We start from the raw sequence: 22,773 nt of genomic DNA on the forward strand, positions 1-22,773 counted from the left end.
GTCGCAATGCCAAAACAGGGCCGAATCCCTACCGATATCACCGGCTTGATTTGCTTTGGTCGCGCACTCGTCCCCGAGGTTTACGCGCGAAATCAATACCCCAATTGCCGATTCACGACGTTCTCAAATGGCTTGTTTGACAGGAAATTTTTGAAATTTCTGAACCAGACGTCGAGCACGCGCTGGTTGTAGTCTGGCACGTCACACGATATATGGGGCGTAACAACAAGGTTCGGGACACTCCATGCTTCGCTTTCGGCGGGCAGCGGTTCCGGATCGAATACATCGAGCACGGCGCCGCTCAAATGCCCGGAACGCAAGTTATCGAACAGCGCCGGATAGTCGATCAATCCAGCTCGTGAAATATTGACGACGGCCGCGCCCGGGCGCATTGCGCTTATCCTGCTGGCGGAGACCAGCATGTGCGTCTCCGGCGTCAACGGCGCCGCGACAATCAGAAAGTCCGCGCGTGGAAGCCACTCGTCCAATCGTGCGATGCAATTCGTTTCCACACCTTCATGAACCTGAGCATTGCCGCCTCGCGTGAGGACGCTGACGTGGAGTCCCAACGCGCACGCCGCAGCACATGCAGCGGATCCCAGATTTCCATACCCGATCACGAGCGCGGTCTTGCCGCGCAAAGGCGGCGTCAATTGCGTGTCCCATCGCCGGTTACGCTGGGCATCGAAGACCGAAGCCATTCGTGCGTGGAGCATGAGAAGCGCCATCTGCACGAATTCCTGCGCCTTGTCGCTGTGTATGCCTCGGCTGTTGGTGAGGATCAGGTCTTCGCGCACGGTATCGAGCGGCAGCAATTGATCGACGCCCGCACCGGTGGTGTGAATCCATCGCAATCTTGCTGCGCCATTGACAGCGTCCCAGGGAAAGCGGGACGCGAGCAGGAAATCGACATCGTCGAGAGGATCAGCGAACCGCGTGCCATCCCAGCCGAAGCTCACGTCGACCTGACGTGCCAGATCGGGGTGACGCGTCGCGGCAAGCGTCCACGCCGCTTCGTCGAGGTGGAAAGAGGAATGCTGCTGCCGACGGCTTTCCAGGTGCAGCCGATAAGTCATAAGCTCTCTGCTCTCACAAAGGAAGCGCTACAAGCGTGTCGTACCGGGGTGAATCGGTCACCACGATTCTTTCATGCAGCAACGCGCGTTCGTCCTCGATCACAATCTGATCGATATATCTGCCGGCACTGAAGATCATCATTGTTCCTTCATAGCCGGTACGAACAATCATGAAGCTGGTTTCGCACCGGATACGCGCGTCCGCCATGCCAACGATTTCGGTTGGGCCTATGACGTGCCGGTACACATGCGGTTCAAACACGTTGACTGACTGGATAGCGCTGACACGGTCGAGCAACATTCCGCGCGCGCTGCAAAACCAGATTCCGAAGTCGCGCCCTGCTTCAAAGTCCGTGCGGGTGAGTATCCGGTAAGTGCAATCATCAGTGAAACAATCCGGCCAGCTCGATATGTCGCCATTGTCAATAGAACTGCAGTACCGCGCCATCAACCGGTCTATGCACGCCAGTGCACGCGGATCTACAGCGGCATTCAGGTCAGGAGTTCGCGTTACGCTAGACATTCATTAATTCCCGGTAGAACTTCCAGAAGCCACGCACGGAGGTCTCGGTTGCGCGTGTTGCCATGGGCCCGACACCCTTCCCTCCCATTTCGATCACGGCGTTGTCATCGAGATCGCCTCGTATGCCTTTTTCGACAAATGCGCCGATGGTCCCGTCTTCCATCGACACATATCCCGCCGGTCCAACGAGGTTGCTTTGCTTGCGTCGAATAAGCGTCTGTTCCTCGGAATCTTCCTCGAAACCCAGAACCGTCCAGATCAACTCACACCGGTCGACGGCAAGTGGTACGACCTGACGCACTCCCAGGGAATTCATGATCTGATGCAGGACGAATCCGGGAAAGATGCTTTGGATGGCATTGGTGATCTGATCCGGATACTCCATCCATTGATCGATAAGCGATGGGTCCTTCAAGCCGAAATCATCGCGCATTGCGCGGATCACGCCTGAGTCATAAGCCTTGTCGCCCACGTCGGTAAAGCGCTTGGTGAAGGTAATGTGGTGACGGCTTTGATCGTCCTGAAGTGTTCCCCCTTCGGCGGACAGCCGGTTGATCTTGAACGTGGAAAAGAACGCGTGCAGCAAGCTCGGGTGATAGTTATCCCGGCTGTTCTCCACATAGAGTTTCCAGTTGTTATGCATGACCTGGCTGTAGCGGCCAAGAATTTTCAGCCGTCCATAAATGGTCCGCTCTATATGACTCACCATGACCGGGCCGAGATAGTCACGGAGTTCAGGCGCCGCGCTGGAGAAAGATCCGAACACGATTCCGCGAATAGCATCCACGCGAAGCCGGGTGAGGTGGAAGGCAGCCTTGTCGAAATCTTCGGGCATGCCGCCCTTACCCTGCACGCCATTTTCAAAGGCAACGCTGGTTAGTCGGCCATCAAAACTATAGACCCAGTTGTGGTACGGACAAACAAAGTTGGGCCTCGCGCGATGTCCACGCGCCTCGTAACAAAGCACAGACCCCTTGTGCACGCACTTGTTCACGAGCGCATGTATGCTGCCGTCGGCAGTTCTGACCACGATGACTGAAGTCTCGCCAACTTTCGTGGTCACGTAGTCACCCGCGTTGGGAATCTCCACTTCCAGGCAGAGGAAGCTCCAGGTCGGGCCGCGAAAAACCGCATCCTGCTCGCGGGCATAAGTCGCCGCATCCGCGAAAATACGTAAAGGTACCCGTGTGACGTCATCCCTTGGCCAGCGGACCTGGGTCGCCGGACCTGTCATCGGAACATAGCTTTCTTCAGGCGTGTGAGCAGCATGTGTCATGAGAATGTGGTCACCATTGCAATTCCTAAAATAAACAGCGCGATCCGCCCGGTCATCGGGACTTTTCAGATTCCAGGTAAGGCTGCTGATAGAACAGTCCTTGAGGCAAATCCCCCTTCAGCGTGCCGGCGGATTTAAAAACCTCGAAGGTACGTTTAAGCGTCGCAATGTCATCCGGCTTGAAGGACACTGTATTCATGCCGCTCCAGTGATCGCTGTAGAACATGGCGCCCTGATCGCTCATGTTGCTCGCCTCTTTGAGGATTGCCTTTACCGCGGCTGGATCATCGGTGCCGAACTTGAGCGCCTGACGCATGGCGGTTATCACCTTTGCAGCATCTTCGGGATTTGCCTTGAGCCATTCGTCGCGCATTACAGCAACGCCAATATAGGGAGGCGTGGTGGATTTGGTCATCTGTTGCCATTGCGCCGCAAGCGTTGTAATGACTCTCAACTTGCTTGCACTGTCCGACACCTGCGCAATAGTGGTGGGACGGAGCACGGCCGCATCGACATTTTTCATCTGCAGGAATTGCGCGAGGCGTGGTTCGTCGCCTGAGACAAGTCGATAGTCCGACTGCTTGAGCCCCTGGTTACCTTCCAGCACGGCCGTGGCGACGCCAGTCGTCGCGCTCCCGACCGGCGACATGCCAATCTTTTTGCCGCGCAGTTCTCCTAACGACTTGACAGGTGAACTGTCCAGCACGGCGATTTCAGCGTCGACAATCTGTGTGGCCGCGATGATGCGTACAGGCGCGCCCTGCTGGCTCATGCTCAGCGCACCCGCGAGGCTCGCGCCGAACGCCAGGTCAATGGCGTTCGAAGCCAGCGCGGTTGTTGGGCCGTTGACATCGGGGAAATGAAAAAACTTGACCTGCAGACCCTGTTTTTCGAAAAACTTCTGAGCCTCGAGAACTGCGCCGAATCCAAGGCTGATTCCGCTTGTCCAGTAGCCAACACGCAGTTCTGTTGCCGCCGCCGGGTTTGCCACACCCAATATGACGGCAAACGCAAGACAGGTTGCACGAACGATCCGCAAAGAGTTCATGGATACGAGGCACGCACAGTTATGTTTCGTTAGACATCCTGACCGAAACGCGAAGCGTGCCGGGTCTGTACAGCGAAAACCAGTCGCATCAAATATTTACCCGCTATTTCCCAAGCGCTACGAGCGGAGTATGGCCAAGGTCTTGCCTGATGCTCTTGAACACGCGGTCCATTGTCATCTCACGGAATCTCTCAATATGACGACGTGTGATATCGGCCGCAAGCTTGCCGTCTCCGGCGACGAGCGCGTCAACAAGCTGTCGGTGATCATCGGCAATTTCGGGGCTGTCGCCTTCGTCAGTGAAACCGAGTGCCACCAGCCGCGTCATTTCGTCCAGGAGATTTTCAATGCTGCGTGCAAGACGCTCGTTGCCGGATGCCGCCGCAATCACCAGGTGAAATTCCCGGTTGGCATCGAGAAAAAAACCAATGCGATTTCCGTGATTTCTGGATGCCTTGTTTGCGCGGCCCGCTTTGTCGATACGCATCAGTGCCTTTCCGTCCACGTTGCCAGCGGCAAACCGCGCCGCTTCGGGCTCAAGGATCAGCCGAAGCGAAAACACTTCCTCAACGTCCTTCAATGTGATCGGAACAACCGTATAACCATGTCGCGGAACCGAGCGCACCAGCCCTTCATGCGTCAGCCGCACGAGCGCAAGCCGGCACGTGGACTTCCCCACCTGATATTGCTCCATCAAGGCGGCTTCGGTCAGCATGCTCCCGGGCGGGACCGAACAAGACAATATGGCCTGCCGCATGGCGAGGTAAGTTGACTCGCCGAGCAGTTTGCTCTCGGCACCTGGTTTTCCCGCACTCAACACCTTGCCTGACATCTTTTTCCATTCCTTATCGCCTGACTTCTACGATGCTTACCAGATTCTGTAGGCACCTCACAGCCACGACTCCATTCTAGAAGAGCGCCATTGGGAAGTAAAGATCGCAAAAAATATTGTGATCAGGCGGCGGTGCCGTCCCACCGCCTCACCGTGCGCGTGTCTACATCGAAAAGATCGAGCACGCGGCCAAGCGTGTGATCGACCATTTCTTCCACGGATGCCGGCTTCGCATAAAACGCAGGAACCGGAGGATAAACAATCGCGCCCGCTTCTGTTACCGCTGCAAGGCTGCGGATATGTCCGGCATGCAACGGCGTCTCACGCACCATCATCACAAGACGCCGGCGCTCCTTCAGCATGACGTCCGCGGCACGAGACAGCAGCGAACCCGTGCATCCCGTCGCAATCTCCGAGAGCGTCCGGATGGAACATGGTGCGATGATCATGCCGTCAACGCGAAAAGATCCGCTGGAGATTGCCGCACCAATATCGGTGTTCGGATAGGACACATCGGCGAGCGCCTGGACATCGGCGAGGCGCATGTCTAGCTCGTGTGAGAGTGTGACTTGCGCCGACCGGGACACCACCAGATGAGACTCTATGTCGAGTTCCCGCAAAAGCCTGAGCAACCGGACTCCGTAAATGGCACCGGAGGCGCCGCTTAACCCTATGACGAGACGCATGCGGCGTGACGCGACGGCGCGCTCCGCGAGTGTCATGGCTTGGCTCCCGCCATCATCTTTTTGGCGCTCTGATAGGGCTCGGTGACAAATACGTCAGCCGGGAGCGTTCCCTTGATCGCACCGCTTGCGGCGAAGATCTGCTGCTCGCGTTTCAACGTGTCTATATCGATAGGCTCGAAGGAAATACTGTTGAGTTCGTCCCAGTGCGCCGCATAAATTTTCGCATCCGCGGCAGGAAGGTTTGCCACTTTCTGCAAGATCGCGGCAACCTGATCGGGATGGGCACGGCCCCACGAAATAGCCCCTTGAACCGCGACAATAAATTTCGCGACCGTCTGCGGATCATTCTGCACGAGTTCGGCACGTGCCGCGGCCACCCCCAAGTAAGGCATCGCATTCGACTTCGTCAGCTTGTGCCATTCCTCCACCATGGTGCCGAGGCGTCGCGTCTTGACTTCAGTCAGTTGCGCTACGGTGACCGAGCGCAACGCCGCTGCATCGACTTGCTTTTGCATCAGGAACTGGGCGAGCCGCGCCTCATTGCCGGGCACAAGCGCGTAGTCGCCCGCACCCAGGCCATAGTTGGCCTTGAGCACCGCGGCTGTCATCAGCGCGACCGAGCTTCCAGACGGAGACATGCCCATCTTCGTTCCGCGCAGACCGGCCATTGATTTGATGGGCGAGTCTTCCTGAGTCACGAAGGTCACGTCAGCCGGCGCGGTCGCACCGAATATCTTGATCGGCACGCCACTCGCCGCAATGCTGAAGCCGCTTGCCGCGGCGACGCTGAAACTGATGTCGATTACATTTGCCGCGAGTCCAGTGGCCGGCGCGTTGACTTCCGCAAAGTGGACGAAGCGTGCGTCTGTGATACCCGCCTTCTTCAGAAAATCGCCCGTCTCCAGCACCGCACCCAGGCCAAGGCTCACGCCGCTCGTCCAATAGCCAATCCGCAATGGCGCTGCCTGGACAGCGGTGCACGCCAACATGGCGATCAACAATGCCGCGCATTTCATCCGTTTTTTCGCTTGTATCATGGTCAGCCAAATGGTGGTCACGACGCCGCCAGCGTGGCGTCGAAAAACGAGGGAGAGATTGCGCTAGCGGCGCGAGGGCGGCACTGCGTCAAACCGCGATCCGCGCACGCACAGCTTGCCTTCAGCCGTCTTCCACAGCCGCTGCTGTTCGTGCAACTCACCGAGCGCACGGGCAAGCGTCCTGAAGTCGTACTTGGAAAGGCGCTCGGCGAGCGCCGTGTAATAGAGCGGCATCTCCTCCAGCACGGCGAGCGCTTCTGCAGCGGCAGCAGCCAGCTCTTCGGGCCCACACACATGCTCCGGGTCGGCCTTGCCCGCGAGATAGTCTGCAATTAACGCCGTATCGGCATAGGCATACGAAATGCGCTCGTAGCGCTCATGCGGAATGCCTTCGGAAATCGTAGCGTCAATACCAACCTTCGCGCCGGTAGGGACCATTCCCACGGGTGTTATTGGAAGACTTGGATCGAGGGGCTTCGCTCGCGCGCCAGGAATGATGATCAGGTCGCGATCGCCCTGGACACGCGTGGCGATCGCCCACTCGACCTGCTCGCCGTTGAAGACGTCAATGTCGTCGTCCACCACCACCACATGCTTGAGATCCATTACCGAGAGCGCGGCGAGAAGCGCATTCTTGCCTTCCCCGGCCTGCTTTTTGATCGATACCACCGCATGCCAGAACGCCCTTCCGCCCAACGTCACGTTGATGTCCTTGACCTGGACCCCGGCCGTGCGCAACGCGGTACGGATTGCCTGATATCGCGTTGGTGCTGCGAGCCAGGTGTTTTCCCAGGGCATGTGCAGCGAGTAATACATTGCATCGCGCCGATGCATGATCGCCTTGATACGAACATTCGGGTTCCAGTGCAACCCGCCCATCAGCGCGGTAAATTCGCCGAAGCGTCCTTCGGGTTGTGTCCATCCCGTTGGCATGATCTCCGCCTCTATCACAATCTCGGAATCCGCAACGTATGGCAAGTCGACTGTCTCGCACTGCGCAAGCTCCACTGCCGCGCCGCGAATGCCGCCTGCGATCGCCATCTCGTCCACGCCAATGGGTGCACGGTATCCCGCACCCATGATCTCGACCGGATGATTGCCGATCGATATGGAAATCGGACAGGGGCGCCCTTGTTCATAGGCTCGTTGTGCAAACATGCGCATATTGTTTGGTGTCACGATATCTATGCCGCTCAGCGCCTTCTCCTTCACCATAAAGCGGTAAATGCCGCTATTGAGTCCGTAATCCGGATCACGCGACATCACAATGCCAGCGGTAATCATGGGACCACCGTCGAAGATCGACGACATGGGAATGGGGAGGCGGAACAGATCGACGTCGTCGCCCTTGTAAATCACTTCTTTTGTTTTCGATGTCTCCACGTATCGCGGAGGAATCGGATTGCGAATGCCCTGATCGAGCATGTGTTCGATCTGCCCATACGTCTCGCATCCCATGGCCATCATTGCGCGCTTCTGCGTGCGTATGATCCCGGAGAGCAGCGGCATATCGTAGCCAATCACGTTGTGAAAAAGCAGCGCCTGACCGGATTGATCGACCAGCGTCCCGACGTGACGGATATCGACGGGCTGGGTAATGTCAACAAGCTCGCCAGAGGCGCGCAGCCGGTCGAGAAATTCACGGAAATTCTCATTCATATCGCAGTCCTGATAGTGATGTTCATTGATTTATCAGACGTCACCTGAATCGTGCAATGACGCAATGGCGGTGGCTTTCAGCGTTGCCCGGTCAACCTTGTTAGTGGAGGCAAGCGGCAATGCATCTACGAACCACACCCGCCTCGGATGCTGGTAGGCCGGCGCGTGATCAAGCGCGTGCTGTTTGACTTGCGACTCGGTCAGCGAAGAACCCGCGCGCCGCACGACAAACGCAACGGGTTTGGTTCCCTTTATGTCGTCGTCGACCGGCACTACACACGTCTGGACTATGTCGGGATGAGTCTCCAACATGTGCTCCACTTCGCCCGGGAAAATATTCTCGCCGCCTGAAACAAACATGTCGTCCGCCCGTCCGACGAACGAATAGAATCCCATCTCATCACGATGAAACACGTCGCCCGTGATGTAAAAACCATCGTTCGTGATCGGCATCGCGAGATCGAGCCGATTGTGGTAACCCAGCATTACCGCGGGGCTGCGCATGGCGAGCACGCCGGTAGCGGGCCCGGTAGAGGGCGCCTCGAGAAGCCGCACGTCGACTTCAGGGTGCGGATAGCCAACGGACATCGCTGGCGGCGTCAGGCCAGCAGGGTGAGGTCCAAAGACAATGGGGCCGCCTTCGGTAGTTCCATACACATTGGTCAAACGTGCATTGGGCAAGACCTTTTCTATGTTGGCGAGCAGGCTTTCGCTAACCGGTGCCGAGCCCATCCGGATGAACTTGACCGACGACAGATCCGTGCGGGCAAGCAGATCTTTTTCCCGCAGCATCATGGCGATCATCGGCGGGACAGAGGTCAGCCAGGTCACCCGATGCCGCTCTATCGACGAAATATACTTCCGCGCGTTGAATTGCGGCAGCATGACCACGGTGCCATGTCCGTGCAGCGCCATCAGTACGAGCGTCAGCGCGTTCATGTGATACATGGGCGCAGCGACAAGAAAGCGATGTGACTCGGGCGGGTGTGCATTTGCGCGCGTCATGGCCACCCAAAGGTGGCTGGCATGCGAAAGCATCACGCCCTTTGGCTTCCCCGTCGAACCCGACGTATACAGGAACATTGCGGGATCTTCCGGTGCGCACTTCACCGCCGAAAACGGCCCGGCATCGACAAATGCGCTGAGACCTTTTCCAGTGTCGTCGCCGAATACAACGCTCGCGAGATCGTCCGGGACGTCTGGCAAGCGGGCTTTGTCGCAAAAGACAATCTTGGCGCCGCTGTCGCGCATGACGAAGGTCGACATTGCTGACGGGAACTTGAAATTGACCGGCACGGCGACCAGCCCCGCCCGCATGATGCCCAGCAATGCAGCCACATAGGGCGCGCAGTTGGCCGCCAGTATTGCCACACGATCACCACGGCGAAGCCCGTGCGCGGTCAGAGCGCGCGCCACCCCATTGGATAACGCGTCGAGTTCGCCATAACTCATATGCGTTTCAAGGGAACTCTCGTCAGCCCCGGTTATGTCGCTAACCTCAATCAACGCAATCTTCTCAGGCTCCGGGATCGGCCCGATCAGATCGCCCAGGTTCTGAAGACTAGACATCATGTACCGCTCCAATGAATTCGATCACGACATTGAGGTCGCGCAGAAACACGACGATTGATGCGTCGCCAGTGGCAGGGTGTATCGAATCCGCATAATCGACTTCGCACAGACGACCGGTCTCCGCTTCCAGTCTTCTCCTGACATCACGCAGGTCCTTTACTACTACTGTTAGTGATCCAAAATAGCTGTCTCGATCCGCGCGTTTGCAGCTTAGTTCACCGTACCGCGCCGCGTAATCGGCCTCGCTGAGAAAACTCAGCGTGAATCCAGGTGCGCAGATACCGACCGCCAGTGCGTATCGCACGGCGTCCGCCGACGGATCGCGGCCCACTATGACGAGTTCAAACAATCCACTTGCCCCGTTAGAATGAGTTGCCCACTCAGGCCGAAAAACCCATTGCGGAGTGAGGTGCTCGCAAAAGTAAATCCTCCCGCCAGGCACTTCTCCCGCGAGCAACCGCGTTGTCCGGAAACGTGCCGTTTCTTTGCGTCCGTCTATTTCAAGCGGGCGCGTGAACGCCTGGGGCTCGCTTGCCCGCACACCCGCGCCAAGAAGGCACGCATACGTTGCCTGCGCATCGTCCGTCTTGTATACAAGGCCATCGAGACCAAGGCGGCTTTCGAGAATCTCCTTTCGCACCACGGTCGCGCCTACGGGCAGACCCACAAGCTCGAGGTAGTGATCCGAAAACATCATCAGATGATTGACCGAACCCAGCGAGTGATATCCCCGTGGAGTAAGAGTGAAGCCGAGCATCGAAAAACATGCGGCCGCCGCATCGGTCTCGAACAACGCGTTCACTACAACGTGATCGAGTACTGCCGAGCCAGCTGTCATGGTGCTTTTGGAGCGGGCAACGGGGCCGTGGAATAGACGCCACGGCCGCTGGCAAGCAGTACACCCGTAGCATCAAATACGCTTGCCTCGGCGACTGATATTGCACTTCCAAACTTGATCACCTTGCCTTTGGCAACGAGATCGCCCGGCATGGCTGCGCGGTGATAATCGACCCTCAAGTCGATAGTCGGCACGCCCCGCCCCGTCCTGGAAACCAGCGCCCAGTCAGCCGTCAAGTCCACGAGCGCAGCGAGAATGCCGCCGTGCGTGTAACGCCGTTCGGGGTTCACAACCCAGTCCTCTCGCCACTTTGCGCCAATTTCGATCGTCCCTTCGCCCACGCTGATTACATGCAGACCGAGCCATTGGTGATATGGCCCGCGCGTGATCATGGCTTCGACCTGTTCTATACTGATAATCTGATTATCCGTCATGCGTGTTCCCGTCAATTAAGGAGTAACGACGATCTTGCCGAGCACTTCACGATCGCGGATCATGCGTAACCCTTCTGCCGCCTGCTCGAGCGGAAGCACCTTATCGATCTGAACCGCAATCTTTTTGGTCCGGATCAGTTCCATGAGTGCTGCAAGGTTGTCATCGTAAAAGCTGTTTGAGCCAATCACTCGAAGCTCAAAGCTCCAGATGTAGCGCAAGTCTTCCTTGGGGTCATGACCGGCGGTGGCGCCGCATACCAGCAGGCTGCCGCCCCGCTTGATGCATTTAAGCGAAGGCGCCCAGGTGTCTCCTCCCGTGAAGTTGATGACAACGTCCGCTCCGCCTTCATAGGTTCGGCGTTGCGGCTTTCCGTATTTTTCAATGACCCACTTCGAGAAGTCGACTTCCTTGTAGTTGATCACGTGATCGGCACCGAGCTCCTTCAAGCGTTCGGCTTTATCGGCACTTCCAGCCGCTGCAACAACTTCTGCGCCCAGCATTTTCGCGAGCACTACGCATCCGGTTCCTACTCCCCCGCTTGCCCCAAGAATGACAACGCGGTCGCCCGGCTTGATGGTGTTGTGAGTGACAATCATCCGGTGCGCCGTGCCATAGGCCACCGGCAGCGACGCGGCCTCTTCGAAACTCACCCCCTCGGGCATGGCAATCAACTGATCCGCCGACACAAGGCAATATTCCGCCATCCCGCCGTCAAGCATTTCGCCCATCAAACCTTTTTTCTTGTTCAACGGATTCACCAGGACGCGCGCGCCCCGCTCCCATCCTTGAACGTCGTCGCCAATTTCAACAATTTCACCCGCCATGTCCAGTCCGATGACGATAGGGAATGGCACCTTGATTCCCGGCATTCCCTTGACGGTAAAAACGTCGTGGTAATTAAAGGACGAAGCGCGCACGCGAATGACCACATGCCCTGGCACAACTGTTGGCACGGGTTTTTCGACGACTTTCAAATCGTCCACGTCGCCATGTCCATTGAGAACAAGCGCTTTCATTGTACTTTTCATAGTATTCCTATTTAATTGATATAGACATTTGAACGTCGTATCCCTTTATGTAGAGCTAGCGCGTCGCGGCGGCTCCACATGCTTTGGATTCAAATGCGCCTTTTCCATCGAAACAAATAATTCTCCAGCGGCTTGAGAATTCCGTATTCCAGCAATACCATCAAGGCGACGAGTGTGAGCGTCCAGGCAAATACCTGGTCGGTCTGCACAAGGTCGGCGGCCTGCCGAAGGCGGTATCCAATGCCATTTGATGAGCCAATAGTTTCGGCCACCAGCGATACACGCCAACCAAAACCAAAGGCAAGACGGGCTCCCGAAAAGAAGTACGGCAGCACCGTCGGTAAATATATTTTTCTCATGACCTTGGCGCGTGACATCTGAAATGAACGCGCCAACTCGACGTATTCAGCGTTGACACTCTGCGCGCCCTGCCACACGTTGGTAAGGATCAGCGGCATCGCTTCCATGAACACCACGAAGATCGTGGTCCCGTTCGAAATGCCAAACCAGATCAACGCGAAAATTGCCCAGATCGCTGCCGAAACCGTATTGAGTACGGACAGTACCGGTTCGCAATAAGTGCCTACTCTACGGTTGGACCCCAGGACAATACCGAGCGGCGTGCCAACAATCGCTGCAAGCGTAAAGCCAGCCACAACCCGATAAAACGTGATCCCAAGATCTTCGCTAAACGTACCGCTTTTGATCAGATCGAGCAGTGCTGCCCAGGTCTTTCCGATTCCAGGAAGAATGAAGGCAGGCATCCTTTGCGAAGCCAGCCACCATAGCAACAGGAACACCACGAGCAACGAAAGCCGCTGCAATGCCAGGGACATGATTTTCGCCCAACGGCTTGTCTGCGCGGGAAAATCGGAACCGGTGGAAGGAAGGGTTGCCATTGAATCGTCCTCGATATCGAATCTAAATCAGGGCGCGCACGCGGCGCACCGTTTCCGCCACATTTTGCGCAAGCGGATCACGTGGCCTCTCAAGATTGATCGGCAAAACGTCGCGAACACGTCCGGGGCGCGGTTCCAGCACCACCACCTTGTCCGCCAGCACAATGGCTTCCTCCACGTCGTGCGTAACGAACACGACCGTCATTCGCAGTTGCTCGCGAAGACGCAGCAATTCGCGGTGCATTTGTGAACGCATCTGCGGATCAAGCTTCGAAAACGGCTCGTCCATCAACAGGATGTACGGCTTGACCACCAGACTGCGAGCCAGTGCGACCCGGCTGCGCATGCCGCCCGATAACTCATGTGGGTAGGCATTTTCGAAAGCTTCAAGTCCGGTCATCCTGAGCGCTTCACGCGCACGTTCGCGCCGCAATGCCGCGCTCATTGTTCCCGCCTCGAGTCCAAACTCGATATTCGCGAGAATGGATCGCCAGGGCAGCAAGCGGTCCTCCTGGAACATGTAGCTGATGACGCGCGTGTCGTGCTCGGGCGCACAGGCGGCGCCATCAACACGCACGGTGCCCTGATCGGCCGCGACCAGTCCCGCAATGATGTTCAGCAAGGTACTCTTGCCGCATCCGGACGCACCCGCAATGGCAAGCACCGAACCCGCTGGTGCATTGAAGCTGATGTTCTCGAGAACCTTTAGTTTTCCAAAATACTTTGTCACGTGCTCGATTTCCACCGCGTTGCGCACAGCGGCTGGCGCGAAGACCGGCGGTTGTGAAATCGCGTTCATGGTGTCACCCGCAGCGAGACGATCGGTGCGCCTGCATGGGTGTCACGCAAACTGGCAAATACTTTTTCCATGGTCATGTCTCTAAACGTCATCACATGTCGCAGGGCGATCTGTTCGGCGCGCTTGCCATCACCGCTCGCAAGCGCTTCAATCATCGACAAATGATCGTGCTTGATCTCAGGTTTGGTGTTTTGCACACCGAATCCAAGCGCCACCAGACGCGCCATGTCGTTCAATAGACCGCCGAGAGTCCGAACAAGCCGGCCATTACCGGACGCTTCGGCAATCGCCATATGGAATGCCGCGTTCGCGTCCATGAAAATGCCGATGCGACTGCTGATGCCAAGCGATGTATCGTCGTTGCGGCACGCTTTCTCCAGCCGGTTCAGCAGCGCGATGTCCGCCTTGCCCGCAGCAAGGCGCGCCGACAATGGTTCGAGTTGCAGGCGCAACGCAAATACTTCTTCGACGTCGCGCAGGGTGATGGGCGTGACCGAATATCCCTGGCGCGGCACGATCTTGATAAACCCTTCTTGCGCAAGCCGTTGAAGCGCAACGCGGCAGGTCGCCTTTCCGAAGCCGTAACGCGCCATCAAACCACTTTCCGTCAGCATGGTGGAGGGTACGATCACGCAGGAAAGAATGTCGTGCCGAATCACTGAACATGCGCGCTCGCTACGCAATTTGGCTTCGTTCGAGCAATCAATTAGTTCTACGGCAGGAGCGGAGGAATCTGACACAACACTTCTCCTTGGCTTGGTGAGCTGCTCACAAAAGCTATCGTGAGCAGGCGTTAAAGCAACCATAGAACAGTCATAAATAAAAAGCACCATAAAAAATTTGCGACACTGAACACTTCACACGATTGGCGAAGCCTGCGCAGACAGACGCGACTCCCGAGCGGGTCTTACTCAGAAAGAATGAACGATACCCACCTGCGCGCCTGTCACACCTCCGCCGGCGGCAGGCGCATTCACTGTCACTGGGCCGTTTCCGATCAGTCCGTATGTGGCGCCGTGACGGTTCTGCAGGCGCTCCACGGTGCCGTAAAGAAGCGTGCGCTTCGACAGGCTGTAGAACCCGCCCACGCTGCCTTCAAAGCTGTTGCTGTTTTTTCCCGAACTATCCTGCGCATAACCTATCGCGCTAGCGAGGTAGAACGAAGGCGTGAATTTGTATGTGGCGGAAAGCGAATACACGCTGTGATATTTACCCTCCACACTTGTTGTGAGGTTTGATCCGAGATTGTTCCCACGATAAAAACCGAAAAACCCGGTGAGTTTTCCGAACACGTAACTCGCACCGGCAAACGTGGTCTTCGTCAACACTTTTCCGTTTGCTCCGTTCTGCTCGGCGTGGCTGACACCCAGATATAACGGTCCGCGCGAGTAATCCAGACTGCCGGTGTAGACATTCAGCGCATCATGCGGCGAGGTCTGCCCTCCAGGACTCACGCTGCCGGTAAAAGTAAATCCGGCGAGGTTCGGAGACAGGTAGGAGATCGTGTTGTCGTAACGGAATGCGAACGTGGATGTGTTGTGCAGAAACGAACCGTATGTCCCGCCACTGAATGCATCGAACTTGCCGTGCATTAGCAGAAGAATCGAGTTTTGCCGTCCGAAACGGACCTCGCCGTAAGGGCTCGCAATGCCGACCCACGCTGTTCGGTTGAATGCCGATGCCGGATCGACCGCTGCGCCGCTATTCGTTTGAATTCCGTTTTCCAGGTCGAAAACCGCGCGCAGTCCCCCGCCAAGATCCTCACTGCCGCGCAAGCCAACCCGGCTTGCATACAGGCCTCCACTTTGCATGGCAGTCGCCGCTCCTTTCCCGCTGGCATTGGTGTAACCCACGTAGGTATCGAGTACTCCGTACAACGTCACGTTCGCATGCGCCAGATCTGCACATGCAAAACCCGACGCCAGAGTGGATGCCGAAAGCAGCAAACGAAATTTTTTCATGTCCATTCCAGTGATCGCGGTTTATATGGTTGTCCTAACATAACGAGCTTTTTTGTCCCCGATTTGAATGAGGCCACTCACGATATGCGCGGCGCTTGTGAGCACCTCACAAATTATGGGTAGGTATCTCTTACGAAAGGGTAAGGCGACAAAAACGCGGTGCACAACAACAATTTGCAGAAATCGCGCTCGTGGAGTGCCCACAACGGGCTTATCTGTCTCGTAGCTCGACGGCTGAGCGTGACTTGTCATTGCAAAGGAATCCTGTGCAGCGAACGCGCACGCTTACTTTTTATATCCGCACGAAACTGCCTCGATGCCGGTTCGCGGAACGCCACGGCATACATGCGCTGCTATGAAGGCTTGCCGCGTTGTTGCGCGATGCCTAAATAAAAGCAAACGCGAATTTCGCGTGGCCGAATTGCCATTGCGCACATCTGCATCCATCAGACGAAAACACAGCCATAAGCACGATCAAAACGATCGTCTTTAATAAAGCTATCCTGTCTAAAAGATGTCTACTTGATATTTACAACCTATTTTTTCATGTGTAATCTAATGACGAAGTCAAGCATTCAGACCTTTGCGCAACGAGGGGTCGATGAAAATCATGTGCCTCTGTACTTTTTGTCTGGCACACAATCGGAGCAAACATGACAAAAGTGGCAGTAGTGGGATGCGGCGTGGTCGGATCCTCTTGGGCGCTGGTCTTTGCCCGGGCGGGCTACGAAGTCGCCGTCTATGACGCGTTGCCCGCGTCAGTACAACAAACACTCGCGTTCGTGCGCACTTCCCTGGAAAGCCTACCTCCCGATGGCGGCGGCAGTGCTGAAGACGTGGACGTTGTTTGCGCACGTTTAAGAGCCGCCACGTCACTCGAAGACGCGCTGACAGATGCGGCCTATGTTCAGGAAAGCGCGCCAGAACGCCTGGAGATCAAGCGCGATCTGTATCAAAGGCTCGATGCGGCCGCTCCGCCTCACGTTATCCTGGCCAGTTCCACGTCGGGGTTGCCAGCCTCGTCTTTCACCGACCATCTCGTGCATCGCGAGCGTTGTCTGGTCGTGCACCCCATTAATCCACCGCATCTGATTCCGCTGGTAGAACTCGTTCCGGCGCCCTGGACTCAAGCCGGCGTCCTAGATGAAGCCGCCGCGTTGATGGAACGGGTCGGGCAATCTCCAATACGCCTGAATCGTGAGATCAATGGGTTTGTCGTGAACCGCCTTCAAAGCGCGCTGCTGGGCGAAGCCTTCCGTCTCGTCGAGGATGGCCTGTGCAGCGCCGCCGATGTCGACAAGGCCGTCGCGGACGGTCTCGGTTTGCGCTGGTTTTTCATGGGTCCATTCGAGACAATCGACCTGAATGCGCAGGAAGGCGTGGCGCAGTACTGCCGCAATCTGGGTCCGATGTACTACGGTCTGGCCAAGGAACAGGCCGACCCGCGCGAATGGCACGCGGCGCTCGTAGAGACTGTCGAAGCAGAGCGGCGAATGCTGACGCCGGCGAATAGCTTGCCTGCCCGCCGTCTGTGGCGTGATCGTTGCCTGTCTGCATTGGTAGCGGCGAAGCGGCGAGTCATGCATGAAGAACAAACCTGAAGCGTAATCGGCGAGCGGCGAGCGGCGAGCGGCGCGTGTCCGCCTGGAGCGCCGGTCACTAGCGAACTTCTCAAACACGCTCCTTGGTTCAATAAGCCGGGCTGAAGTGACCGACCAAAGGCGCACTACTAGGGGATACACATTGGAGACGACAAAAACCACTCGCTGGAGGGCGCGGTATTGGGTTTATCTGATGCTGTTCCTTCTAACCACCATCAACTATCTCGACAGGGTCGTGCTCTCGGTAGGAGCCGGGCCGCTGGCCGCGGACTTGCACGTCAACAAGGTCCAGCTCGGCTACCTGTTCTCGTCTTTCTTATGGGGCTACGCGCTCTTTCTGATACCGGTCGGCTTGCTTGTCGACCGTTTTGGCTCGCGTTCCGTTACCGCGATCAGCATGACGGTCTGGTCGCTCGCCACCATGGTCACCGGAGCCGCGACGAGCGCAATGGGCGTGCTTGTATCCCGTATTGTCATGGGTGCGGGCGAAGCGAGCTGTTACCCTTCGGCCGCGCGTATCATCCGCGACTGGGCGCCAAGCCGGGAACGTGGCGTCGCCATGACGGCGTTGAACTCGGGCGCGTATTTCGGTCCGGCGCTGGGTGCGCTGGCGTTGTCATGGCTGATCTCGATTGCCGGATGGCGCTGGTCGTTCGCCATCTGTGGTGGCGTGGGTTTCTTCTGGATTGCCGCATGGCTTTTCTTTTTCAAGGCGCCCGAAAACACCAGGTGGATTAGCGAGGACGAACGCGAGACAATTCTGCGCGAGCGTGAAACCGCCGAGCAGACAGGTTCCGACTCCGTCTCGATCGGGCTGACCGGGCTCCTGTGTGAACGGACAATGTGGGCGCAGATGCTTACACAAGGGTGCAATGTCTATACGCAATATCTTTTCCTGACCTGGCTGCCCAACTATCTGCAAACCGAACGCGGCATGACGCTGCTGGGCAGCGGTACGGCGATGGCGATTCCCTATCTCGGTTCCATCGTCATTTCAATGGCATTAGGTTTCCTAAGCGATTCGACGCTTAACCCCGCCGCAGTCGAAAAAGGCCAGCGGCGCAGGCTGGTTGGCGCAGTCATGTCGGCAGGAGCAGTCATTGTCTTCATCCCGATGATTTCCAATGTCTGGGTCGTGCTGGGTCTGATCACCGTGGCGTTGGGCGCGGCCTCTGCCGGCATTGCTCTTAACGTCGCGCTGCTGGGCGACCTGTTACGCACGCGCCGCGACATTGGCCGCGCGGTGGCGCTTCAGTTCATGGGTGGCAACGTGTTCGGATTCTTCGCGCCCATTGTCACGGGATACATCGTGCAGGCTACGGGTCACTTTGCGGCGGCCATCATTGCTGCAGGCATCATTTTCCTCGTGGGCGCAATGTCCGCGTGGTTCCTGACCTGGAAACCGATCGGTGCACGGGCGGCTGGCATGGTGTCGCAGCATGCCGTGGCCGGAAGGAGAATGTCATGAGCCAGGATATTTCGCCGCCGCCCCATATTCCCGTTCGTCCAGACTGGCTCTCCCTGCATGTAGAGGAGGCCCTGGAACCCTCACTGCCGATTATCGATTCACATCATCATTTATGGCAGTTTCCGGACAAGACTTATCGCAGCACCGATCTTCTTCATGATCTTGCGTCAGGGCATAACGTTCGCGCCACTGTGTTCATTGAATGCCAGACGTGTTATCGCACCGATGGACAGCCCGAGATGGCATCCCTGGGCGAGGTCGAATTCGTACTCAAGGAAATTGAAGCCGCCCGCAAAGCCGCTTCACCCACACGAGTGGCCGCCGCCATGGTGGGACATGCCGACTTGTTGCTGGGCGCGCGCGTCACGCCGGTGTTGGAGGGATTGATCCGGTGTTCGGAAGGCCGGATGAAAAGCATCAGGAACATCGGGGTATGGCATGCCGATCCAACCGTGCGTGCCTCCGTTGCCACTCCGCCGCCGCATCTGTTGATGGACCCGCGCTTTCGCGAAGGGTTAAGCCGCCTTGCGCCCCTCGGTTTGAGTTTCGATGCCTGGGTTATTCACACGCAACTGGAAGAACTTCGTTCGCTGGCCGGCGCATTTCCGGATACGCCAATGGTCCTGAATCACGTCGGTGGCCCGCTTGGAATCGGGCCTTACCACGCGCGACGCGATGAAGTCTTTCGACAATGGCGCACTTCCATGCTGGAACTTGCACGTTACCCGAATGTGCACATAAAGCTTGGTGGCTTTGGCATGACCCTGTTCGGATTTGATTTCTATAATCGCCCTCGCCCGCCTTCTTCGGCTAAGGTCGCCGATGTTATCCGGCCATATGTTGAAACCTGCGTAGAAGCTTTCGGCACGCAGCGCTGCATGTTTGAAAGCAACTTCCCGGTGGACAAGGGCAATATTGCTTATGGCGTGCTTTGGAACGCGTTCAAACGCGTCGCGGCGCAAGCATCGGTCGCTGAAAAAGCAGATTTGTTCCACGATACCGCAGCGCAGTTTTATCGAATCGAGGCTATCTGAACCGGGCCGGAATGGCGAGATTCGCTCGTTGTCAGTTCGAAAAGTCTCTTACCAGATCTCGCGCCAACACGCCGCCGCTGCCCGCCCAGAAGTCCCGATCGGCAAGACGGACGCGCTCGGCCACGCAAACCATGTGATCCCCCGCGGTAGCGCGTGCGCGGTCTGGATCACCGGCTGCAATTGCCGCGACAATCAGTTCATGCTCGGCGCGAACCTGCGCAGCGAAATCAAGCCGGCGCGCTTCGTTGGCGCGCGTCACCTTGACTGCCAGCCGGATTTGCGGGACAAACATCTGCACGAATTTCGCCCAATACGGATTGCCGGTGGCTTCGGCAATGCACAAATGGAACGCGACGTCTTCGTCCACGCCATCGCCGCCCAATGCCATGGCTTCCTCGACCCGTCGCAGCGCGTGCTCGATTTGCGTAAGTTGCCCGGGCGTGCGCCTGACCGCTGCGAGCGCGGCAATCTCGGCTTCAAGACCGCACCTTACCTCGGTCAGATTAAGTAGCGACTGCACCGACTGCTCGGTAAGCGGGTCAAGCTGCGGAACGCCCTCGCAAACGAATGCACCGCTACCCTTGCGAGTCATCAGCAACCCGTCGGCCTTGAGCAGCGCAATTGCCTCGCGCATTACGGTACGGCTTACGCCGAAATGCTGCGCCATGGCCTGCTCGGACGGCAGACGCGTGCCGGGCGCAAGCGCGTCACCATGAATCTTGGCAACCAGCTTGTCCGCAACGCGTTCGCCGAGCGTGCCGAACGTCAACGCCTGGCCGACCGTCGCGGCCTTGTGCGCAGGCGCCTTACCAGGGTGATCCGACCGGTTATGAGATTTTCGTAAGGTCATGACGAGATGAATGCGCGAAACCGCTCCTCGGCAGGCATGCCGAAGACAACTAATTGATATCTTCGCACATCTTTGAGACATGTTGGCAGGCTGCCCTATGGCGATAAAACCAGAGGTGAGTCTGGCATCCCCTTTCCTGGTGAGGTGTCATCGCGGTTCTCCACAAATAGCGGGACATCGATGAAAGTTCGCTAAATCTCGCAATGCGCCAAGGCACGTTTCAGACATTGCGCGTGCGCCTTCACGATTGCTCGTCCGACGTTGCCGGGCTTTGAGGCAGAAAGGCTACCCCTGCAATAATAAAAACCAGCAATATCAGCGACGCGTAAAGCCGGCTAATGTGAAGACCTCCCTCTGCAACGGGTTTGTCCAGGAAATCGCCCAGCGTCGCGCCTAACGGACGGGTCAATATAAATGCAGCCCAGAAAAGCAGCGTGCGAGACATGCGCGTCCAGAGATAAGCACTGGCTACGATTGCAAGGCAGACGCCGAAAATCAACGCACCGTATTCGTACCCGAGACCCAGGCCGCCACGGTCCGAACCTGCGACCCAATCACCAAGCGCGGTGCCTAGCGTCTGGGAGAACAAAATAGTTATCCAGTAGAACCACTCCGCCTTGGGCGTTGTAATGCTCTGGACGGACACGGTTCCCTGCGATTTATACCAAATGCCCAGGCTTGCAAGCAGCAGCGCGAACACAATGCAAACACCACCCGGATACCCCACGCCAATAGACCGGTCAAAAAAATCGGCCATGGTCGTGCCAAGCGTAGTGGTCGCGACGATGGTAGCCCAGTACAGGGAAGGTCGATAACTGTCAGCCCGTATCTGCCCCGAAACAAGCGCAAGGAAAATGACCGCAAAGATAGCCGAGCCAATCAGATAACCAAGATCAAGCGACATTGTCACCCAATCGCCACCCGTTTCTCCGAGCGTTGTTGCAGCGATCTTGATTATCCAGAACACCAGCGTTACCTGCGGGACCTTGCTCGCCGCATGTTTGAATGTTTCCCGCACGTTACCTGTCATGTCTAAGCCCTATCCAGAAGTTTGCTGATTCTGGATCAAGGATTACTGAACATTGCTTAGGGCACACTTAGGAAGACACTCGCCGAATTTTGGCGAGTCGCTAGGAATCCGTAATCGCATCACATACCCGCAAGCCGGTCGCGCTCGCGTTTGAGATCAGCGGCCGAAAGCGGCGCAAAGCCCGGTTGCATGCGGATCATGGACTGCGCGTCGTTTGAAAGCGCTTTGCTTAAATAAGCCTTGATCCAGGGTTCGAGCGGCTTGCCCTCGGCGCGATACACATAGAATTGCGCGTGCGAAGCGAGCGGATACAGCCCGCTTGCTATTGCGTCGGCAGTCGGAGGCACATACTTGCCGTCTTCCGTTCCTAGCGCGAGCGGCCGCACCGTCTGCGGCCAGTTGACCTGCTCTCCAGCGCCGATCATGCCAATCCCGCAAACGTCGTCGCTCACGGCTTGCGCTACGCCGTTCGCGTTGTCGAAGGTCTCGTAAGTTGCCGCGAACGGATGATTGCCGAGTTTGATGCGACGCGTGGTCGTGGCGACCGTCCCGTCATCGCGACGGCCATATAGATGAATGCGACGGTCACGGCACTCCGCGGGCACCGGCGTCTTGCCGAGTTGCGACCAGAAGTTGATGTCTCCTTGCGCTGCGCCGGACGTGAAGATTTGCGCAACTTGCGTGAGGGTCATGCCATCGATTGCATTACGCCGATTGACGATCACAACCGCGGGCCGTTCCACTACATAACCCACACGCACCACGATCGGGTCGCGCCCATGCACTTGGCGAAACCCCGCGCGTTCGCCATCGAACGCGTCGCGTGTGATCGGTGCAAGCGCGCTGACGTCAGCGGTCAGCGCGGGCAACGCGGTCGATGCGCCTTTCGTCTCGAGCGAAAATCCGGAAGAGGGATAGTCCCGCGTGAAGGCTTCATCGAGATGCTCGACAATGCCGCGCATGGCGTCGTCGCCCACGATCGCTATGGAGCCGTTCGAGTTCACGTAAGCGCTTTGAGCAGGAAGCGTCAGCGCATCAGCGGCGTATGCGCTGAGAAGATTCATTGAAAGAAGAATGGCCGCGGCGCGAGCCATCGTTCCCGATTTAAGTTTGACCATGAT

Annotated in this window: 22 protein-coding genes; 3 read left to right on the plus strand and 19 right to left on the minus strand. The window is 57.3% G+C overall.

Annotated elements, in window-relative coordinates:
- Nucleotides 1–92: 92 nt before the first annotated feature.
- The 16 genes from AWB64_RS11045 to AWB64_RS11120 form a co-directional block, all read right to left on the minus strand.
- Nucleotides 93–1,076, minus strand: a complete 984-nt coding sequence (locus AWB64_RS11045) for a D-2-hydroxyacid dehydrogenase (RefSeq protein ID WP_060818834.1) — start codon at nucleotides 1,074–1,076, stop codon at nucleotides 93–95.
- A 13-nt stretch (nucleotides 1,077–1,089) separates the two neighbouring features.
- Nucleotides 1,090–1,599, minus strand: coding sequence for an aromatic-ring-hydroxylating dioxygenase subunit beta (locus AWB64_RS11050; RefSeq protein WP_060818836.1), 510 nt, complete (start codon nucleotides 1,597–1,599; stop codon nucleotides 1,090–1,092).
- The gene (locus AWB64_RS11055; protein ID WP_244164024.1) at nucleotides 1,592–2,875 is read right to left on the minus strand and encodes an aromatic ring-hydroxylating dioxygenase subunit alpha; all 1,284 of its coding nucleotides are present in this window, start codon (nucleotides 2,873–2,875) and stop codon (nucleotides 1,592–1,594) included. The genes AWB64_RS11050 and AWB64_RS11055 overlap by 8 nt, the downstream gene beginning before the upstream one ends.
- Before the next feature lie 52 nt (nucleotides 2,876–2,927).
- The gene (locus tag AWB64_RS11060) at nucleotides 2,928–3,923 is read right to left on the minus strand and encodes an ABC transporter substrate-binding protein (RefSeq protein WP_060818838.1); all 996 of its coding nucleotides are present in this window, start codon (nucleotides 3,921–3,923) and stop codon (nucleotides 2,928–2,930) included.
- A 103-nt stretch (nucleotides 3,924–4,026) separates the two neighbouring features.
- Nucleotides 4,027–4,755 (minus strand): GntR family transcriptional regulator, encoded by a 729-nt coding sequence (locus AWB64_RS11065; protein ID WP_060818840.1) that lies wholly within the window; start codon nucleotides 4,753–4,755, stop codon nucleotides 4,027–4,029.
- Between the two features lie 122 nt (nucleotides 4,756–4,877).
- Nucleotides 4,878–5,477, minus strand: a complete 600-nt coding sequence (locus AWB64_RS11070) for a UbiX family flavin prenyltransferase (protein WP_060818841.1) — start codon at nucleotides 5,475–5,477, stop codon at nucleotides 4,878–4,880.
- Complete coding sequence (locus tag AWB64_RS11075) at nucleotides 5,474–6,499, minus strand: ABC transporter substrate-binding protein (protein ID WP_244164026.1); 1,026 nt, start codon at nucleotides 6,497–6,499, stop codon at nucleotides 5,474–5,476. Before AWB64_RS11075 ends, AWB64_RS11070 begins: the two co-directional genes overlap by 4 nt.
- 42 nt (nucleotides 6,500–6,541) lie before the next feature.
- Nucleotides 6,542–8,137 (minus strand): UbiD family decarboxylase, encoded by a 1,596-nt coding sequence (locus AWB64_RS11080; protein ID WP_060818843.1) that lies wholly within the window; start codon nucleotides 8,135–8,137, stop codon nucleotides 6,542–6,544.
- A gap of 33 nt (nucleotides 8,138–8,170) precedes the next feature.
- The gene (locus AWB64_RS11085; RefSeq protein WP_244164027.1) at nucleotides 8,171–9,709 is read right to left on the minus strand and encodes a class I adenylate-forming enzyme family protein; all 1,539 of its coding nucleotides are present in this window, start codon (nucleotides 9,707–9,709) and stop codon (nucleotides 8,171–8,173) included.
- Nucleotides 9,699–10,547, minus strand: a complete 849-nt coding sequence (locus AWB64_RS11090) for a VOC family protein (RefSeq protein ID WP_060818845.1) — start codon at nucleotides 10,545–10,547, stop codon at nucleotides 9,699–9,701. The genes AWB64_RS11085 and AWB64_RS11090 overlap by 11 nt, the downstream gene beginning before the upstream one ends.
- The gene (locus AWB64_RS11095; protein WP_060818847.1) at nucleotides 10,544–10,981 is read right to left on the minus strand and encodes a PaaI family thioesterase; all 438 of its coding nucleotides are present in this window, start codon (nucleotides 10,979–10,981) and stop codon (nucleotides 10,544–10,546) included. Before AWB64_RS11095 ends, AWB64_RS11090 begins: the two co-directional genes overlap by 4 nt.
- Nucleotides 10,982–10,996: 15 nt before the next feature.
- Entirely contained in the window at nucleotides 10,997–11,998 is a 1,002-nt protein-coding gene (locus tag AWB64_RS11100) for a zinc-binding dehydrogenase (RefSeq protein ID WP_208603267.1), read from the minus strand.
- Nucleotides 11,999–12,099: 101 nt separating this feature from the next.
- Nucleotides 12,100–12,909 (minus strand): ABC transporter permease, encoded by an 810-nt coding sequence (locus AWB64_RS11105; protein ID WP_060818851.1) that lies wholly within the window; start codon nucleotides 12,907–12,909, stop codon nucleotides 12,100–12,102.
- A gap of 22 nt (nucleotides 12,910–12,931) precedes the next feature.
- A complete protein-coding gene (locus tag AWB64_RS11110) occupies nucleotides 12,932–13,708 on the minus strand; it encodes an ABC transporter ATP-binding protein (RefSeq protein WP_060818853.1) in 777 nt (258 codons plus the stop codon).
- Entirely contained in the window at nucleotides 13,705–14,541 is an 837-nt protein-coding gene (locus tag AWB64_RS11115) for a GntR family transcriptional regulator (protein WP_244164029.1), read from the minus strand. Before AWB64_RS11115 ends, AWB64_RS11110 begins: the two co-directional genes overlap by 4 nt.
- A gap of 78 nt (nucleotides 14,542–14,619) precedes the next feature.
- Entirely contained in the window at nucleotides 14,620–15,669 is a 1,050-nt protein-coding gene (locus AWB64_RS11120; RefSeq protein WP_060818858.1) for a porin, read from the minus strand.
- A 653-nt stretch (nucleotides 15,670–16,322) separates the two neighbouring features.
- On the opposite strand from AWB64_RS11120, the gene AWB64_RS11125 reads away from it, so the two are divergent.
- The 3 genes from AWB64_RS11125 to AWB64_RS11135 all read left to right on the plus strand — a co-directional run bounded on the left by AWB64_RS11125 (nucleotide 16,323) and on the right by AWB64_RS11135 (nucleotide 19,772).
- Nucleotides 16,323–17,270: a 3-hydroxyacyl-CoA dehydrogenase gene (locus AWB64_RS11125; protein WP_060818860.1), complete on the plus strand. Its 948-nt coding sequence runs from the start codon at nucleotides 16,323–16,325 to the stop codon at nucleotides 17,268–17,270.
- A gap of 193 nt (nucleotides 17,271–17,463) precedes the next feature.
- Entirely contained in the window at nucleotides 17,464–18,738 is a 1,275-nt protein-coding gene (locus AWB64_RS11130) for an MFS transporter (protein WP_060818861.1), read from the plus strand.
- Nucleotides 18,735–19,772 carry an amidohydrolase family protein gene (locus AWB64_RS11135; protein ID WP_060818863.1) on the plus strand — a complete coding sequence of 346 codons (1,038 nt, stop codon included), beginning with the start codon at nucleotides 18,735–18,737 and terminating at the stop codon, nucleotides 19,770–19,772. Before AWB64_RS11130 ends, AWB64_RS11135 begins: the two co-directional genes overlap by 4 nt.
- A 31-nt stretch (nucleotides 19,773–19,803) precedes the next feature.
- Here AWB64_RS11135 and AWB64_RS11140 read toward each other — a convergent pair whose 3' ends face one another.
- The 3 genes from AWB64_RS11140 to AWB64_RS11150 all read right to left on the minus strand — a co-directional run bounded on the left by AWB64_RS11140 (nucleotide 19,804) and on the right by AWB64_RS11150 (nucleotide 22,770).
- A complete protein-coding gene (locus AWB64_RS11140; protein WP_082850442.1) occupies nucleotides 19,804–20,622 on the minus strand; it encodes a FadR/GntR family transcriptional regulator in 819 nt (272 codons plus the stop codon).
- 241 nt (nucleotides 20,623–20,863) lie between these two features.
- Nucleotides 20,864–21,652: a COG4705 family protein gene (locus AWB64_RS11145; RefSeq protein WP_060818867.1), complete on the minus strand. Its 789-nt coding sequence runs from the start codon at nucleotides 21,650–21,652 to the stop codon at nucleotides 20,864–20,866.
- A 119-nt stretch (nucleotides 21,653–21,771) separates the two neighbouring features.
- Complete coding sequence (locus AWB64_RS11150; protein ID WP_060818869.1) at nucleotides 21,772–22,770, minus strand: PstS family phosphate ABC transporter substrate-binding protein; 999 nt, start codon at nucleotides 22,768–22,770, stop codon at nucleotides 21,772–21,774.
- Between the last annotated feature and the right edge of the window lie 3 nt (nucleotides 22,771–22,773).

The organism is Caballeronia sordidicola (assembly GCF_001544455.2).
GTDB classification, from domain to species: domain Bacteria; phylum Pseudomonadota; class Gammaproteobacteria; order Burkholderiales; family Burkholderiaceae; genus Caballeronia; species Caballeronia sordidicola.